The organism is Uliginosibacterium sp. TH139 (assembly GCF_002855595.1).
In the GTDB taxonomy this organism is placed as follows: Bacteria; Pseudomonadota; Gammaproteobacteria; order Burkholderiales; family Rhodocyclaceae; genus Uliginosibacterium; species Uliginosibacterium aquaticum.
Genome location: NZ_PKRR01000003.1, coordinates 35,591 through 51,106 on the forward strand (window position 1 = coordinate 35,591; position 15,516 = coordinate 51,106).

Genomic DNA, 15,516 nt, shown 5'->3' on the forward strand with positions numbered 1-15,516 from the left:
AAGCGGCAGAATAGCCAACACACTAACTATTTGTAAGTACGCACAGAAAGGTAAGTGCAAGATGCACCAACAGGATCCATTGCCAGCCAGCGCGGGCGGCCGGCTCGCCGAAGCCATGCAGCGCGGCGACGTGTTCGCCGATCTGTGTCCTTCGCGCGAAGTGCTCAATCATGTGACCAGCCGCTGGGGCGTGCTGTTGCTGGTCGCCCTGCTGGGCGGCACCCACCGCTTCAGCGAGCTGCGCCGCAAAGTACGCGGCATCAGCGAAAAGATGCTGGCGCAGACCCTGCAATCGCTCGAAGGAGATGGTTTCGTCGACCGGATCGCCTACCCGGTGGTGCCACCACATGTGGAATACCGCCTCACCCCGCTGGGGCTGGAGGTCGGCCAGCGGGTCGAGGCGCTGGCCGACTGGATCGAACTGAACCTGGGCGAAATCCTCAGTGCCCGCCAAACCAAGCAAACCAAGCAAACCACGCAGGCCTCCGCGGACTAGCGCTTGCGGACTACTCCAGCCGCAAGGCCACGTAGCGCAGGAAACGGTCGTCAGTCTTCTCGAGATCCGGCCCGGTCATCTCGCCAATCTGACGCAAGCACTAGTCGGGCGGTATGCGCTGAGCGTCGCCTGGCGGCCCTCAGGCGCGTGCCCTTGCACCAGAGGCAAGCAGACTTTTTCATGCGGGCGGCGGTGCATCCAGATGACGCTGGGTCCACTCGCGGGCGTCCGCCATGTGTTCAAAAATATCGAAAGGCATGATGCCGGCGTAAATGCCACGCCAGACGCGATCGGTCACGCCATAGCCTTCAACATCCGGGGCAATTACATAGGCCGTGCAGATCCGCCGCCAATTGCTGGCATGCTCCACCACTCCGCGCCGGATGCCCTCCACTGCCTCGGGCGGACACAGCGCTGCACCGCGGATTTCGAGGATCAGCCCCCACGGGCCTTGCGCGGCCACGGCCGGCACCTGTTCGGCCATCAGCTCGCGGTAGTAATGAATCAGCTCGGCATTCCAGGGACCACCGATTTCGGCGATCAAGAACTGCCCTTCCCTGTGAATATGCGCCGAACCATGGGCTGGAAATTTCATGCAATCCTCGCAAGTATTTCCTGCAGCATAGCGCGGTCGAGCCTGGCTCGTCCCGCTCAGATCACTGTCTGGCGCGCACCGTCCGCGGCCATGCGCTGATCGCGCCAGTCCTCCAGCTCCTGAGCCGGCAAGGCCTGGGCGAAACAGAAGCCCTGGCCATATTCGCAGCCTAGGCTGCGCAGTTTCTGGCGTACCTCTTCGGTTTCGATTCCCTTGGCGATCACCGTTTTGCCCAGGCGCCGCCCAAGGCTGACCAGGGTCGCGACAATGGCGGCATCCGCTTCGCTGTGGCAGACCTTGCTCACGAACGCTGCATCGATCTTGAATTCCTGCACCGGCAGATCCCGCAGCGCCAGCAGGGAGCCGTTACCGCGCCCAAAATCATCGATCGTCAGACACACGCCAGCCGAGGCCAGGCTGAAGAGCACGCGCAGCGCACTGGCCGGTAGCACCGCCAAGCCTTCGTCCCGCAGCTCCAACGTCAGGCATTCCGGCGACAGGCCCTGCGCCTGCAGGCGGGCCAGAATCAGCTGATCGAGGCCCTCGCGCGCCAGCAGAACCGGCGCAAAGTTCAAGGACAGACTGAGTGCCACGCCCCGCTCACGCCAGTTGCGGATCTGCAGCAAGGCCTGATCGAGCAGGCGCAGGCTGAGGCCTTCAAGGGCCGACTCATTGGTGGCCAGATGCATGAATTCTGCCGGCGGCAACAGACCCAGATCAGGATGGCGCCAACGCGCCAGCGCCTCGACCCCCACCGGCAAACCACTCACGAGGTTCACCACCGGCAGGAAGCACAGTACGAACTCGTTCTGCTCGATGGCCATGCCAAAGCGCTGCCCCAGCGTTTCGCGCACCTCGGGTAACACCCCCTCGGCCAGCACCGCCATGACGATGCCTTTGCGGCCACGGCTGGCCTGATACAAAGCGCTATTTACCACCCGCAGCAGTTGATCGCCGCTCTTGCCATGGCCAGGGTAGAGCGCCATGCCGGCGCGCACCTCGCGCCCGGCGGCCTCGCCCAGCGCCTCGCTCAGCGCCTCGAAAATCTTGCCGCCGACACGCGTCGCGCCTTCTTCATTGGCCACATTCAGCAGCACAGCGAACTGGCGCCCTTCCAGCCAAGCCACGGTGTCTGTCAGGCGTACCGTGATGCGCAGTGCGGCGGCCGCGGCAGCCAGGCCGGAGAGCGGATCTTCGGTGGGGCCGAGGTCCAGCAGCATGACGGCGAAACTGGAGCGCTGGCGCTCGGCCATCCGGATCGACATGTCGAGACGCCGCAGGAAGGCCTCGCGATCCGGCAAGCTGGGCACCCCGGCGGGGTTGGGTGCGAAAGCGCGTGGTGCTTCGTCGAGCAGGCGTTTGCGCAGATCGGTGTCGCTGGCAGCATTGAGCATCATTTCAGACTCGCGTGAGGGTTGATGCGGGTGCTGCAGGATCCCGCCAATTCGACTGGCCACCCTAATCCAAAGTGATAGATCTCTTCAAGCAGGACTTACCTGCATGAACCGCCCCGCGCGCCAGACGGCAAGCTCCTCCCTACGGGGTACAACAGCCTCGCCGGCAGCGCGGTTTTCTCACCGCAGCAGCGACACCGCAGGCGGACGCGGCCATCAACCCGCCACGCTCCCGCTCAGTAGCACCGGCCAGGCTTCACAACGCCGCAACACCCTCTGGGCACACTCCGGCATGCTGCAACGCACCAGCCTGAACACGGCCCGGATTGCATGCACCAATCTGGCTCATGGCTATATGTCTGCTTACGCAAACAGGCGCTTTGCACGCATGGCACGCTTCTCGCAATGGCAATGGTGCCGACATAACAGCTCCAGCAGGAGACACGCGTGGCCCCGATTCAGGCTCAAACCCAAGCAAGCCCGGCGCAAGCCCGGTTTTACGATGAAATGAACAGCGCCAGTGGAGAGCTGCGCACGCACTACCAGGGCTATGTGGACTGGTTCGACGGGATGAGTGCGGAACGCATGACGCGCAAGCGCCAGGAAGCCGATGCACTGTTCCGCCGCTCCGGCATCACCTTTGCAGTGTATGGCGATGAGGCGGGCGCCGAGCGCCTGATCCCCTTCGACGTGATCCCGCGCATCATCCCTTCGCACGAATGGCTGGCCCTCGCCGACGGCCTGCGCCAGCGCGTCAAAGCACTCAACGCCTTCATTCACGACATCTACCACGGCCAGGAAATCCTCAAGGCCGGACGCATCCCGGCCGAGCAGGTCATCTCCAATGCCCAGTACCGCCCCGAGATGCAGGGCGTGGACGTGCCCAACAACATCTACGCGGCGATTGCCGGGGTGGATATCGTGCGTGCCGGCGCCGGTGAGTTCTACGTGCTGGAAGACAATCTGCGCGTGCCCTCCGGCGTCTCCTACATGGTCGAGAACCGCAAGATGATGATGCGGCTCTTCCCCGAACTCTTCGCCAGGAATCGCGTCGCCCCGGTCGAACACTACCCGGATCTCTTGCTCGACACCCTGCGTGCCGTGGCGCCCAAGGGCGTGCTCGACCCGGTGGTGGTGGTACTCACCCCAGGCAGCTTCAACAGCGCCTACTTCGAGCACGCCTTCCTCGCCCAGCAGATGGGCGTCGAGCTGGTCGAAGGGCAGGATCTCTTCGTGCGCGACGAGCAGGTTTTCATGCGCACCACGCAGGGGCCGCAACGCGTTGACGTGATCTACCGCCGCATCGATGACGACTTCCTCGATCCGCTCGCCTTCCGGCCGGATTCGATGCTTGGCGTCCCCGGCATCCTCTCCGCCTACCGCGCCGGCAACGTAACGATCTCAAATGCCGTCGGCACCGGCGTGGCCGATGACAAATCGATCTACCCGTATGTTGGCGAGATGGTGCGCTTCTACCTCGGTGAAGAGCCCATTCTCAACAATGTGCCCACCTACATGCTCAGGAAGCCCGAGGATCTCGCCTACACCCTCGAACACCTGCCCGAACTGGTGGTGAAGGAAGTCCATGGCGCTGGCGGCTACGGCATGCTGGTCGGCCCGGCCTCCACCAAGGCCGAGATCGAGGACTTCCGCCTGCGCATCCTCGCCTCACCCGAGAAATACATCGCCCAACCCACCCTGTCGCTGTCCACCTGCCCAACCTTCGTGGATGCTGGCATTGCGCCGCGCCACATCGATCTGCGCCCCTTCGTGCTCTCTGGCAACGAAGTGCGTTTCGTGCCCGGCGGCCTCACCCGCGTGGCATTGAAGGAAGGCTCGCTGGTCGTGAACTCCTCGCAAGGCGGGGGCACGAAAGACACCTGGGTGATGGAAAACTGAGGGAGAACAATGAGCATGCTCAGCCGCACCGCCGATCACCTGTACTGGATGGCCCGCTACATCGAGCGCGCCGAAAATCTCGCCCGCATGCTGGACGTGAACAACCGCATGCAACTGCTGCCGCAGAGCGAACGCGAAGTCGAGCGCCTGTGGCGCGAAACCCTTGATTCCGTGGGTGTGCTGGAGAGCTACTTCAACACCCATGGCGAGAAGCTAGTGCCGGCCGAAGTCGTGCACTTCATGGCCCTCGACCGCAACAATCCCGGCAGCATCTACTCCTGCCTGCGCAGCGCCCGCGAGAATGCCCATGCCGTACGCGGCACCCTGACTTCCGAGCTATGGGAAACCATCAACGCCACCTGGCTCAGCCTGCAGAGCTATGACATCGGCCAGATGGGCGCCGACGAGCTGGACGCCTTCTTCGAGTGGGTGAAGCTGCGCTCGCACCAGTTCCGCGGCGTGAGTTTCGCCACCATGATGCGCGACGAAGCCAACTGCTTCCTGCGTCTGGGCACCTTCATCGAACGCGCCGACAACACCGCCCGCATCCTCGACGTGAAGTACAACTTCATTGCAGAAGCCCCGCGCCGCGATGATGCCGGCGAGTACTACCAATGGAGTGCGCTGCTGCACTCGGTGTCGGCCTTCGAGATCTACCGCAAGGTCTATCGCGACCAGATCACGCCCTCGCGTGTGGCCGAGTTGCTCGTCTTGAGAAACGACATGCCGCGCTCGCTGGCCTATTGCACTGACGAAATGCTGGTTTTCCTCGAGCAGGTGGCCAATACCCGCTCGCAGGAAACGCAGCGCCGTGCCGGCGAGCTCGCTGCCAGCCTGCGCTACGGGCGCATCGAAGACGTACTCGAAGGTGGCCTGCATCAGTACCTGACGAAATTCATTACCCGCATCAATGACGTCGGCAACCGCATCGCGACCGATTTCCTGATGCCCGTGACAGCGTGACGCACCAGGAGCGGCCGGAGACCGCTCCTGCAAAAAACAGGAGGTTTTGACGATGCAGTACACCATCCGCCACGAAACCCGCTGCCACTTTGACAGCCCTGCCAGTTACAGCATCCGCCAGTTGCGCATCACCCCACGAGAGGAAGCCGGTGTGCGCGTCGCGCAATGGCAGGTCAACACCCCGGTGCGCAGCAGCCGCAGCGTCGATGCCTGGGGCAACACTACCCATCTGCTGACCCTGACCGAACCGCATGAAAACGTGCGCATCGTCGTCACCGGCGTGGTCGACGTGCCGGACAGCAGTCCGGCCCTGATCGGCCTCGAGCAAAGCCCGCTGGCTCCGCAGATCTATCTTGCCAGCACCCAGCTCACGACTCCCGGAGCGGCCCTGGCCGCACTGGCTCACAAACACCTCAGCCAGCCACCGCAGGATATCGACGACGTGCTGACCCTGCTGCAGGCCCTGCGCGAGCAACTCCTGCCGGCCCCCTCCGGCGGCGAAGCGGTGCGGGGTGCCGAGAGCAGTTTCACGCGCGGCGCCGCCACCCTGCCGGACCAGGTACATATCCTCCTTGCCGCCTGCCGCTCGATCGGCCTGCCGGCTCGCTTCGTGAGCGGTTACCAGCTCGGCGAGCGCGTTGGCGAGTACGCCTGGGCCGATGTATGGCTGGAGCAGGAGGGCGGCTGGGTCAGTTTCGATGCACGCCGCGCCCAGCTCGCCAGCGGTCGCCAGATCCGTCTGGCGGTGGGCCGCGATTACCTCGACGCCTGCCCGATGCGTGCGGCTCACCACGGCGGCGGCCATGAGGAAGTACGCGTCTCGGTGCACGCTGCCTGAACCAACGCACGTACGCGCTGGGCCCTACAGGCTCACGGGCGCGATGGAACTTCTGCGGCAGAGGGAGTCATACAATCTGCATTCCCTCGCACAGGAGTCCTCGCATGCTGAATTCATGTTCGCGCCGATTGACCGGCGCCCTGCTGCTCATTGGCAGCCTTTTTTCCGTCAGCACCCATGCGGCGGAAGCCAGCCTCAGCGGCAGCGCCACCTACCGCGAGCGCATCGCCCTGCCACCCAATGCGATCTTTGAAGCCACGCTGGAAGATATTTCCCGCGTCGGCGCACCCGCTGAACTGCTGGGCAGCAGCAAGCTGGACCCCGCTGGCCAGCCCCCTTTCCGTTTTTCCATCCGTTACGACCCGAGCCGCCTCAATCCCGCTCACAGCTATACGGTGCGCGCGCGCATCACGCTTGATGGCCAACTGCTGTTCACCACCGACACGATTGCGCCGGTCCTCACCCGTGGCCATGCCGACACGGTAGAGCTGCTGCTCAAGCGCGTGGCCCGCAGCCAGCCTGCAGCCGTGTCCTCAGACGCCAGTCTGGTCAATACCTACTGGAAACTGCTCAGCCTCAACGGCGAGGCCGTCGTGAGCCATGAAGGCACCCGCGAAGCCTATTTCGTGCTGAACGACAAGGCCGAGCCCGGCGTCAGTGGCTTTGCCGGTTGCAATCGCTTCATGGGTGCCTACAGCCTTGAAGACAGGCAGCTGAAATTCAGCAAGGTGGCTGCCACCATGATGGCCTGCGTAGCCGACGGCGACCCCGAACAGGCCTTCCTTGCCGCCCTCGGCAAGGTCAGCAGCTGGCGCGTGAGCGGCCAGAAGCTGAGTCTGCTGGACGCGGAGGGCAAGCTGCTGGCGGAGTTCGAAGCCCGCTACATGCAATAGGGCCGAAGCACTCAGGCCAGTGGCGTCACCGTCAGCAACTGCAGCGCCAGCAGGGCTGCAAGCGGCTCCGGTACAGCAGCCAGCGCAGCCGGGCTGGCGTCTTCCTGCGGCTCTTCGTGCGACCAGGAAAATTCGCTCATGTCACGTTCGATCAGCATGATGTTCTCCTTGCAGGGCCGGAGTGGCCACATGAATCTCAAGCATCAAGCGGTCCACCCTGCCGACATTCGCCCGCCCTGCCACATCCATTTGCAGAGTCTGCCAACACGCCTGCCGTGCCCGGGCTATCGCCACTGCGCATCCAGCACGGTGCTGCCCCGCCCGGGGACGGATTGTCGTGCCCTGCAGCACAAACTCCACACAACCTCCTGCGGCGGCCCCAGTCCCGCCCCCCTGCCATCATGCTGAAGACAGCCACTCTTGCTGCAAACCCGCACCCCTTCCGGCGCATCGTGCTCACCGGCGCTGCCGGGCGCCTAGGTCGCCTGCTGCGAGCACCACTACGTGCGCTGTGCGACGAGCTGGTTCTCAGCGACATCGTTCCCCTGACTGAGGCCCCCACGGGCAATGAAACCCTCCAACCATGCGATCTCGCTGATCGCGCTGCACTAGGTCGCTTGCTGCACGGCGCCCAGATGGTGGTGCATATGGGCGGTATTCCGCTCGAACGCGATTTCGACACCTTGTTGCCCGCCAACATCGTGGGCCAGTACAACATCTACGATGCAGCGCTGGCAGTGGGTCTGAGTCGAGTCATACTCGCCAGCTCCAATCACGTCACCGGCTTCTATCCCTGCGGCGAAACAGTGAGCCCCTCCATGCCGATGCGCCCGGATAGCCTGTATGCCGTGAGCAAGGGCTACGGCGAGCTGCTGGCCTCCTACTACCACGATCGTCATGGGCTCGAATCAGTGTGCCTGCGGATCGGAGCCTGTCGGGAGCGCCCATCCGATATGCGCGGCATGGCGGTTTGGCTGAGCCCGGGAGATTTTGTCGAACTGGTGCGCTGTGCGCTGCTGGCCGATGCACCAGGCTGCGCCGTGGTATATGGCGTGTCCGACAACCCAGGGTGCTGGTGGCGCGGCGACGATGCCGAACGCATCGGCTACCAGCCACGCGACAGTTCGGCGCGCTTCGCCGCTGAACTCGCCGCCACCCCGCCGCCCGGGCCCGGGTCAGGGCCGGCATTGCAAGGCGGCGTGCGCGTAATGCTCAATGACTACCGCAACCCAGCCAGCTTCGACCTCGACCCGCGCCTGCGCAAGCCGGCGTAGGTCTGCGTAGGTCGGAAAAGCGCAACGCACGCCAACAATATAACGGCTCACCACGCCGCCCAGTCGGAAGGCGCCTGCGGCTTTTCTGACCTACTCCGCCGCCTTCTTCTTCAGCGAGCGCCCGCGCACCTCGCCCAGCAAGGCATCGAAATCGCGCGTCTCGGCCGGCATCATGGTGACCTGCACTTCCACCTCATGGGAGGCGCCACCGAGAATGACCCCGCGCATCGGGCTCACATCGTTGAAGTCGCGCCCCCAGCCGAGGATCACATGCTCCAGATGCGGCTGCAGGTTGTTGGTCGGGTCAAAGCCCACCCAGTCATTGTCGGGGCACCACACCGCAATCCAGGCATGCGAAGCGTCGGCTCCGATCAGGCGCGGCTTGCCCGGCGCTGGGTGAGTCAGGATGTAACCGCTCATGTAGCGTGCTGACAGGCCCAGAGAGCGCAATGCACAGAGCATCAGCTGGGCGAAGTCCTGGCACACGCCACGGCGCTTGTGGAAGGTTTCGGCCACCGGCGTAGCGACCGTGCTGGCCTTGGCGTCGAACTCGAATTCCTTGTGAATACGCCCCATCAGGTGGCGGCAGGCCTCCAGCAAGGGGCGCCCCGGCGTAAAACTGGCCAGCGCCCATTCGCGCACTTCTTCCAGCAGCGGCACCTGCACCGAGGCCAACGCGCATTCCTGCGCATCCAGCGGCGCAATGGATGGGAAGGCCGAGAGCATCGCCGCTACTTCGTCCCAGGGCCGGCCCGGGACTTCGCGCCAGCACTGCGGGCGTGGGGAAACCTCCACCGTGCTGGCCGCAATCAGGCGCAGCATGCTATGCGGCTGGCGCAGCGCCAGCCAGCTGCCGGGATTGCCGAACCAGTCAATCAGCGGCTCACAGCGATTGGCGCTGGGCGTCACCTCAAGCAGATTCTGTTCGACATGCTGGAACGCACATTCGCGCGGCACCATGTGCAGCAAATGCTGCGACAGGCTCACCGGCGCGGCATAGCGATACAGCGTTTCGTGGATGACGTGGTAGCGGATCGGCGCTTCGGCTTCATGTTCGCTCATGCGATCACCCTCGCCTGCTCTTCGGCATGACTGAAATAGTGCTGGCTGATCTGGTCGGAGAGGCTGGCCGAGGCCGCGCGCAGGGTGACCATGGCCTCGCCCAGGGCGCGTGAGCCGGGATGGAAGTCCAACCCCGGATCCAGTGCCAGCAGGCGCCGGTGCAGAGCATCCAGGCCGCTATCCGGCATGTCGCCAAGCGAGGCGTTGAGGCGCTCCACGTAATCGCACAGGCCGGCGGTCTGGAATACGATGCCGCGCGGGTTGGTGTCGTCCGCGATCAGGAGATCCAACACCGCAATCCACTCGGGGCGCGCCATGTAGCGCGAGCGATAGGTCACGATGGAATCCGACACGTCGAGCAGCCATTCCGGGTTGCCCTTGACGCCCATCTTCATCGCCGCCTCGATGGCTTCGGTCTGGAACTGCAAACGCTCGATACGCCGTCCCAGCGACAGAAATCGCCAGCCATGGTCGCGCGTCATGCCATCAAGCGCAAAGCCAGCCAGGGTCATGAAGCTGGTGATGTATTCATCGATCTGCGCCAGTGCCTCGAAGATTCCAACCCGCTCATGCGGCTTCGTGCCGATCTTCTGGGCCAGCGCATTGAGGGTGCGCCAGTTGTCGGAAGACAGGCGCTCACGCAGCTGGAAGCCGGTGCGCGACAGATGCAGGATATGCGAGGCCAGCCCGCCGTGGTGCTGGGAATCAAAGGTGGCGCGCAGCAAGGGGCGCACGGCTTCGCTCTCCTTGCAGTCTGCCGGCAGCACACCGATGGATTTGCCCAGCGCGGCGAGCGCCTTCCACTCACCGGGATTGTCGACGTTGTCGGTCACGCGGGTAAGTGCCACGCGCAGATAGCGCGCGAGATTGTCGCAGCGCTCGGAGTAGCGGCCGAACCAGAATAGATTTTCCACCACCCGGCTGGAAAGGCCGGCGCCGCTGCGCACCAGGTCGGCCGCTTCGACCGGCCGGCGCAGCAGCGAGATGGGCGCACCGGCCGTCTCGCCGCACACCCATACGTCCTTGCTGCCGCCGCCACGCTGGTTCGAAAGGATTCGCGTGTCATGATCACTGGCGCTACGGGCCAGGCCACCCGGCATCACCATATAGCCCTCTGGCGTGGCCACTGCAAACACGCGCAGACCCACCGGGCGAGCCAACAGTTTGCGGCCGTGGCTGCGATCGAGCAGCGGTGCACGCGAGATCGAGACCAGTTCCTGGGCGTAATAATCGCGCGGATTGGCACGCACGCGAGCAGCCAGGCGGGCGCGCCCGTCCTCATCCAGATCCTCGCCGAACACCGGTTCGATGCGCCGCCCCTGCGGATGCGGCACGGCGCTCTTGAAGACAAGGTGATCGACTTTCTCCAGCGCATCTTCCATCGCCGAGGTTTCGCCGCACCACCAGGTGGCCACCCCAGGCATGGCCAGCTCCTCGCCCAGCAGGTGCTGGCTAAGACCCGGCAGAAAACCCGCCAGCGCCCCGGTTTCGATCACGCTGGCGCCGATGCCATTGGCCAACAGCACATTGCCTCTGCGCACCACATCCATCAGCCCCGGCACACCCAAGGCTGAATCGGCGCGCAGCTCAAGTGGGTCACAGAAATCGTCATCCATGCGGCGGATGATGGCGTGGACGCGGCGCAAGCCGGACAGGGTCTTGAGCCACACACAGCCATCGCGCACGGTGAGATCCTGCCCCTCGACAAGCGGAAAGCCGAGATAGCGCGCAAGGTAAGCGTGTTCAAAATAGGTTTCGTTGTAAGGCCCGGGCGTCAGCACCACCGTATTGACCAGGCCATTGTCATGCGGCGCATAGCTGGCGATGGAGTCGCGCAGGGCAGCGAAGAAACTGGCCAGGCGCGTCACGCGCAGCTCGCGGAACAATTCGGGGAGCAGGCGCGCGGTGATGATGCGGTTTTCCAGTGCGTAGCCCATGCCCGAGGGTGACTGGCTACGGTCATTGACGACCCACCACTGCCCGTCCGGCGAGCGCGCCAGATCCACCGCCAGAATGTGAAGGAAAACCCCGCCCGGCGGCTGGATGCCATGCGCAGGGCGCTGGAAGCCGGGGTGGCCCAGCACCAGCGCAGGCGGCAGGCGCCCTTCGTGGAAAAGCTGCTGCGGGCCATACAGGTCGGCCAGGATGCTGTTGAAGAGGCGTGCGCGCTGCTGTACGCCACGCTCGATCCCGGCCCACTCGTCCGCCGGGATGATCAGCGGCAAGGGGTCCATAGCCCAAGGGCGACCGCTACCTTCCTCGTCGTCATAGACGTTGTAGGTCACCCCGTTGTCGCGAATCTGGCGATCGGTATCGTTGAACAGCTCGCGCAACTGCGGCGCGGTTTGCCCCAGCAGGCGCTGATAGAGCGCAGCGTAATGCGCGCGCGGCACGCCGGGCGTGGAGAACATTTCGTCGAAACGGGCGCTATCGTCCGGATACTCGGCGAGGAATTGTCGGGGCATGAGGATTTCTTGTTATTGAGGGCGTCCCGGCATTGTAGAGTGCCACGGCCACCAGCAGGGGCGGCCGGACACGACTGGCGCGCGTGCCGGCTGCGCTGACGGATGCCCGTGGCGGGCTGCTCAGTGATGCCTCATTTGCGTAAATCGAGCGTGAAGGGGAAGTCCGGGTTGCGCTCTTCCAGCGCAGGCGCGATCCGCCCCGGAGTATGGCCAAAGCGGAAGAAGCGTGCCAAGCGCCGCGCCTCGGCCTCGTAGGCATTGACCGGGAAGGTGGCGTAATTGCGTCCGCCCGGATGGGCCACGTGGTACTGACAGCCTCCCAGCGAGCGCTGCATCCAGCCATCCACCAGATCGAAGCTGAGCGGCACATGCGGCGCAATCGTCGGGTGCAGGCAGGAGGGTGGCTGCCAGGCACGATAGCGCACCCCGCCCACGAACTCGCCAACCGTACCGGTGGGCTGCAAGGGCACCGCGCGGCCATTACAAGTCAGCACATGACGCTCATCCCCCCAGCCGCGCACCTTCACCTGCAGACGCTCGACCGAGGAATCAACAAAGCGAACCGTGCCGCCGCCCCCCCCCTCCTCGCCCATCACATGCCAGGGCTCCAGTGCGAGGCGCAGCTCGACCTCTACGTTCTTGGCGACGAAATCGCCGATTTTCGGAAAGCGGAACTCCAGATGGGGCGCAAACCAATGCGCCTCCAGCGGGTAGCCGAAATCCTGCAGCTCTTCGATCACATCCCGGAAATCGTCTTCCACAAAGTGCGGCAGCATGAATCGATCATGCAGCTCGGTCCCCCAGCGCTTCAGGCGCGACGGCTCATAGGGCTGCTGCCAGAAACGCGACAGCAGCGCGCGCATCAGCAGTTGCTGGGCGAGACTCATCTCGGCATGCGGCGGCATCTCGAAACCACGCATTTCGAGCAGGCCGAGGCGGCCGGCAGAGCCGTCCGGCGAGTACAGCTTGTCGATGCAGAACTCGGCCCGGTGGGTATTGCCCGTCACGTCAATGAGCAGATTGCGCATCAGGCGGTCGATCAGCCACGGCGGGCAGTTCCCGAATTGCGCACTCTGGCGACGCATCTCCTGCAGCGCCACCTCGATCTCATAGACCGAATCGTTACGTGCCTCATCGACACGCGGGGCCTGGCTGGTCGGGCCGATGAACAAGCCCGAGAACAGGTAGGACAGAGAGGGATGGTTGTGCCAGTAGCTCACCATGCTGGCGAGCAGATCCGGCCGCCGCAGGAAGGGCGAATCGGCCGGCGTGGCACCGCCCAGCACAAAGTGGTTGCCGCCGCCGGTGCCGGTGTGGCGCCCATCGAGCATGAACTTTTCGGTAGACAAGCGGGTGTGGTGGGCCGCGTCATAGAGATGGGTGGTCTGCTCGACCAGCTCGCCCCAGGAGGCCACCGGATGCACATTGACCTCGATCACGCCCGGATCCGGCGTCACCCGCAGCACCTGCAGACGGGCATCCCTGGGCGGCTCGTACCCCTCCAGCACCACCGGCAACTGCATCGCCTCGGCAGTGGCTTCGATGGCGGCCACCACTTCCAGATAATCCTCCAGCAAGGCGGTGGGCGGCATGAAGAGATAGAGCTTGCCCTCGCGTGGCTGGGCGCACATGGCGGTGCGGGTGACCCAGCCGGCAGACTCGAAGGCCTCCGGGTGGCGCTCGCAGGCCGCGTCACCATTGCCACGCCCGCCGGCACCGGCCAGACCGACCGGAGCAATCTCGCGCCGCACCAGTTCCTGATGGCGCAGGGCAGCATACGAGGGCAAGGGAGGCTGGCGTTGCAAGGGGTCAGACTGGTGCAGCCAGGGATAATCCGCCGCACGGGTCCACGGCTGGCCATCCAGCGGCAGGCGATAACCCAGCGGTGAATCGCCGGGGATCAGGTAGCAGCGCTCATCGCGCAGGAACCACGGCCCGCTCTGCCAGTGTGTACCGGCCGAGTTGCGCGCGATCGGCAGCACCCAGCCCACCGTCTTGTCCAGGCCCTGGCTGAATACCTTGCGCAGGCGCTCACGCTCGAGCGGATCCTCCAGACGCGCATCGAAGGGATCGACGTTGGCTGGCAGCTTGCGCTCACGCCACAGGTAGTACCAGACATCTTCGAAGGCCGGGAAAGCGAACTTCGGCGCCAGCCCGAGCCGCTCGGCCACACCGCGCAGGAAGTCGCCCGCCTGAGCGTCAGTGACGGCGTGGTCTTGCTGCTCATCGGCAAACAGTGCCGGATTGGTCCACAGCGGCTCACCATCCTTGCGCCAGTAAAGGTTCAGCGACCAGCGCGGGAGCTGCTCACCCGGATACCACTTGCCCTGGCCAAAGTGCTGCAACCCATGCGGCGCGTACTTCGCCTTCAGCTTGGCCAGCAGCTCGGCAGACAGGCCACGCTTGGTCGGGCCCATCGCATCGGTATTCCACTCGGCGCCATCGCGGTCATCCACCGACACGAAGGTCGGCTCGCCGCCCTGGGTGAGGCGCACGTCATGGGCCAGCAGATCGTCGTCGATGCGCTCGCCCAGCGCGACGATGGCCGCCCACTCGTCCTCGGTATAAGGCTTGGTGACCCGCGGCGCTTCCCAGATGCGATCAACGCGCATGTGGTGCTCGAACTCGACCTTGCACTTTTCCAGTCCGCCCTCGATCGGCGCGGCGGACGAAGGCTCCGGCGAGCAGGCCAGCGGGATGTGGCCCTCTCCGGCAAGCAGGCCCGAGGTCGGGTCAAAACCGATCCAGCCCGCACCGGGCAGATAAACCTCGCACCAGGCATGCAGGTCGGTGAAGTCCACTTCCGTGCCGGAAGGCCCATCGAGCGACTTCACATCCGGCTTCAGCTGGATCAGGTAGCCGGACACAAAACGCGCGGCAAGGCCCAGGTGGCGCAAGAGCTGCACCAGCAGCCAGGCCGAGTCACGGCAGGAGCCAGAAGCCTTCGCCAGCGTCTCTTCCGGTGTCTGCACGCCGGGCTCCATGCGCACCAGATACTTGATGTCACTCTGCAGACGCTGGTTCAGCGCAACGAGAAAATCGATGGTTGGCGTCTTCTCGCGCGGCACCGAGTCCAGCAGCGTCTTGAAGCGTTTTTCGAGTGGCAGTTTGAGTAGATAGGGCGCCAGCTCGGTCTCGAGGCCTGGGTTGTAGGCAAAGGGATAGGCCATTGCCTCGGGCTCGAGGAAGAAATCGAAGGGGTTCAGCACCGCCATCTCGACGACCAGATCCACCTCGACGCGGAACTCACGGGTTTTCTCCGGGAACACCAGGCGCGCCAGATAGTTCGATTGCGGATCCTGCTGCCAGTTGATGAAGTGGCCCTCGGGGGTCACCCGCAGCGAATACGACAACACCCGCGTGCGCGAATGCGGCGCCGGGCGCAAACGCACGATCTGCGGGCCAAGGCTGATCGGCTTGTCGTAGCGGTAATGCGTGACGTGATTCAGCGCAACATGGATCGACATCGGTTTCTTTCTGTTGGGATCGGGGCTGAGAGATCTTAGCAATTAGCGTGCAATGCCCTATTCATGGGAATTGCAGGCCTTTGCACACAGTGCCGGCACCAAGCACGGGCACACATCCAACCCGGCATGCTGCATGGCACCAAAGCAGCGCATGAATCCTGCCAAGGCCT

General features: G+C 64.4%; 12 protein-coding genes. 6 read left to right on the forward strand and 6 right to left on the reverse strand.

Annotated features, from left to right (window positions below):
* The first annotated feature begins 61 nt into the window (after positions 1-61).
* Positions 62-496: a helix-turn-helix domain-containing protein gene (locus C0V76_RS07205; RefSeq protein WP_101941725.1), complete on the forward strand. Its 435-nt coding sequence runs from the start codon at positions 62-64 to the stop codon at positions 494-496.
* Positions 497-674: 178 nt separating this feature from the next.
* Here the strand turns inward: C0V76_RS07205 and C0V76_RS07210 are convergent, their stop codons facing one another.
* Positions 675-1,091 carry a hypothetical protein gene (locus tag C0V76_RS07210; protein ID WP_101941726.1) on the reverse strand — a complete coding sequence of 139 codons (417 nt, stop codon included), beginning with the start codon at positions 1,089-1,091 and terminating at the stop codon, positions 675-677.
* Between the two features lie 56 nt (positions 1,092-1,147).
* A complete protein-coding gene (locus C0V76_RS07215; protein ID WP_101941727.1) occupies positions 1,148-2,488 on the reverse strand; it encodes a GGDEF domain-containing phosphodiesterase in 1,341 nt (446 codons plus the stop codon).
* Between the two features lie 504 nt (positions 2,489-2,992).
* Between C0V76_RS07215 and C0V76_RS07220 the strand changes: the two genes are divergently transcribed.
* The 4 genes from C0V76_RS07220 (at position 2,993) to C0V76_RS07235 (ending at position 7,078) form a co-directional block, all read left to right on the forward strand.
* Positions 2,993-4,384: a circularly permuted type 2 ATP-grasp protein gene (locus tag C0V76_RS07220; RefSeq protein WP_101942220.1), complete on the forward strand. Its 1,392-nt coding sequence runs from the start codon at positions 2,993-2,995 to the stop codon at positions 4,382-4,384.
* Positions 4,385-4,399: 15 nt separating this feature from the next.
* A complete protein-coding gene (locus C0V76_RS07225) occupies positions 4,400-5,347 on the forward strand; it encodes an alpha-E domain-containing protein (protein WP_101942221.1) in 948 nt (315 codons plus the stop codon).
* Positions 5,348-5,399: 52 nt separating this feature from the next.
* Positions 5,400-6,185, forward strand: coding sequence for a transglutaminase family protein (locus C0V76_RS07230; RefSeq protein WP_101941728.1), 786 nt, complete (start codon positions 5,400-5,402; stop codon positions 6,183-6,185).
* Positions 6,186-6,289: 104 nt separating this feature from the next.
* Complete coding sequence (locus C0V76_RS07235) at positions 6,290-7,078, forward strand: YbaY family lipoprotein (protein WP_101941729.1); 789 nt, start codon at positions 6,290-6,292, stop codon at positions 7,076-7,078.
* A gap of 11 nt (positions 7,079-7,089) precedes the next feature.
* Here the strand turns inward: C0V76_RS07235 and C0V76_RS19885 are convergent, their stop codons facing one another.
* On the reverse strand, positions 7,090-7,236 hold the full coding sequence (locus C0V76_RS19885; protein ID WP_158239171.1) for a hypothetical protein: 147 nt from the start codon (positions 7,234-7,236) through the stop codon (positions 7,090-7,092).
* Between the two features lie 243 nt (positions 7,237-7,479).
* On the opposite strand from C0V76_RS19885, the gene C0V76_RS07240 reads away from it, so the two are divergent.
* Positions 7,480-8,352 carry an NAD(P)-dependent oxidoreductase gene (locus C0V76_RS07240; RefSeq protein ID WP_101941730.1) on the forward strand — a complete coding sequence of 291 codons (873 nt, stop codon included), beginning with the start codon at positions 7,480-7,482 and terminating at the stop codon, positions 8,350-8,352.
* A 90-nt stretch (positions 8,353-8,442) separates the two neighbouring features.
* Here C0V76_RS07240 and C0V76_RS07245 read toward each other — a convergent pair whose 3' ends face one another.
* The 3 genes from C0V76_RS07245 to C0V76_RS07255 all read right to left on the reverse strand — a co-directional run bounded on the left by C0V76_RS07245 (position 8,443) and on the right by C0V76_RS07255 (position 15,346).
* Positions 8,443-9,414: a transglutaminase family protein gene (locus tag C0V76_RS07245; protein ID WP_101941731.1), complete on the reverse strand. Its 972-nt coding sequence runs from the start codon at positions 9,412-9,414 to the stop codon at positions 8,443-8,445.
* On the reverse strand, positions 9,411-11,879 hold the full coding sequence (locus C0V76_RS07250; RefSeq protein WP_101941732.1) for a circularly permuted type 2 ATP-grasp protein: 2,469 nt from the start codon (positions 11,877-11,879) through the stop codon (positions 9,411-9,413). The genes C0V76_RS07245 and C0V76_RS07250 overlap by 4 nt, the downstream gene beginning before the upstream one ends.
* 131 nt (positions 11,880-12,010) lie before the next feature.
* Entirely contained in the window at positions 12,011-15,346 is a 3,336-nt protein-coding gene (locus C0V76_RS07255; RefSeq protein ID WP_101941733.1) for a DUF2126 domain-containing protein, read from the reverse strand.
* Positions 15,347-15,516: the final 170 nt, after the last annotated feature.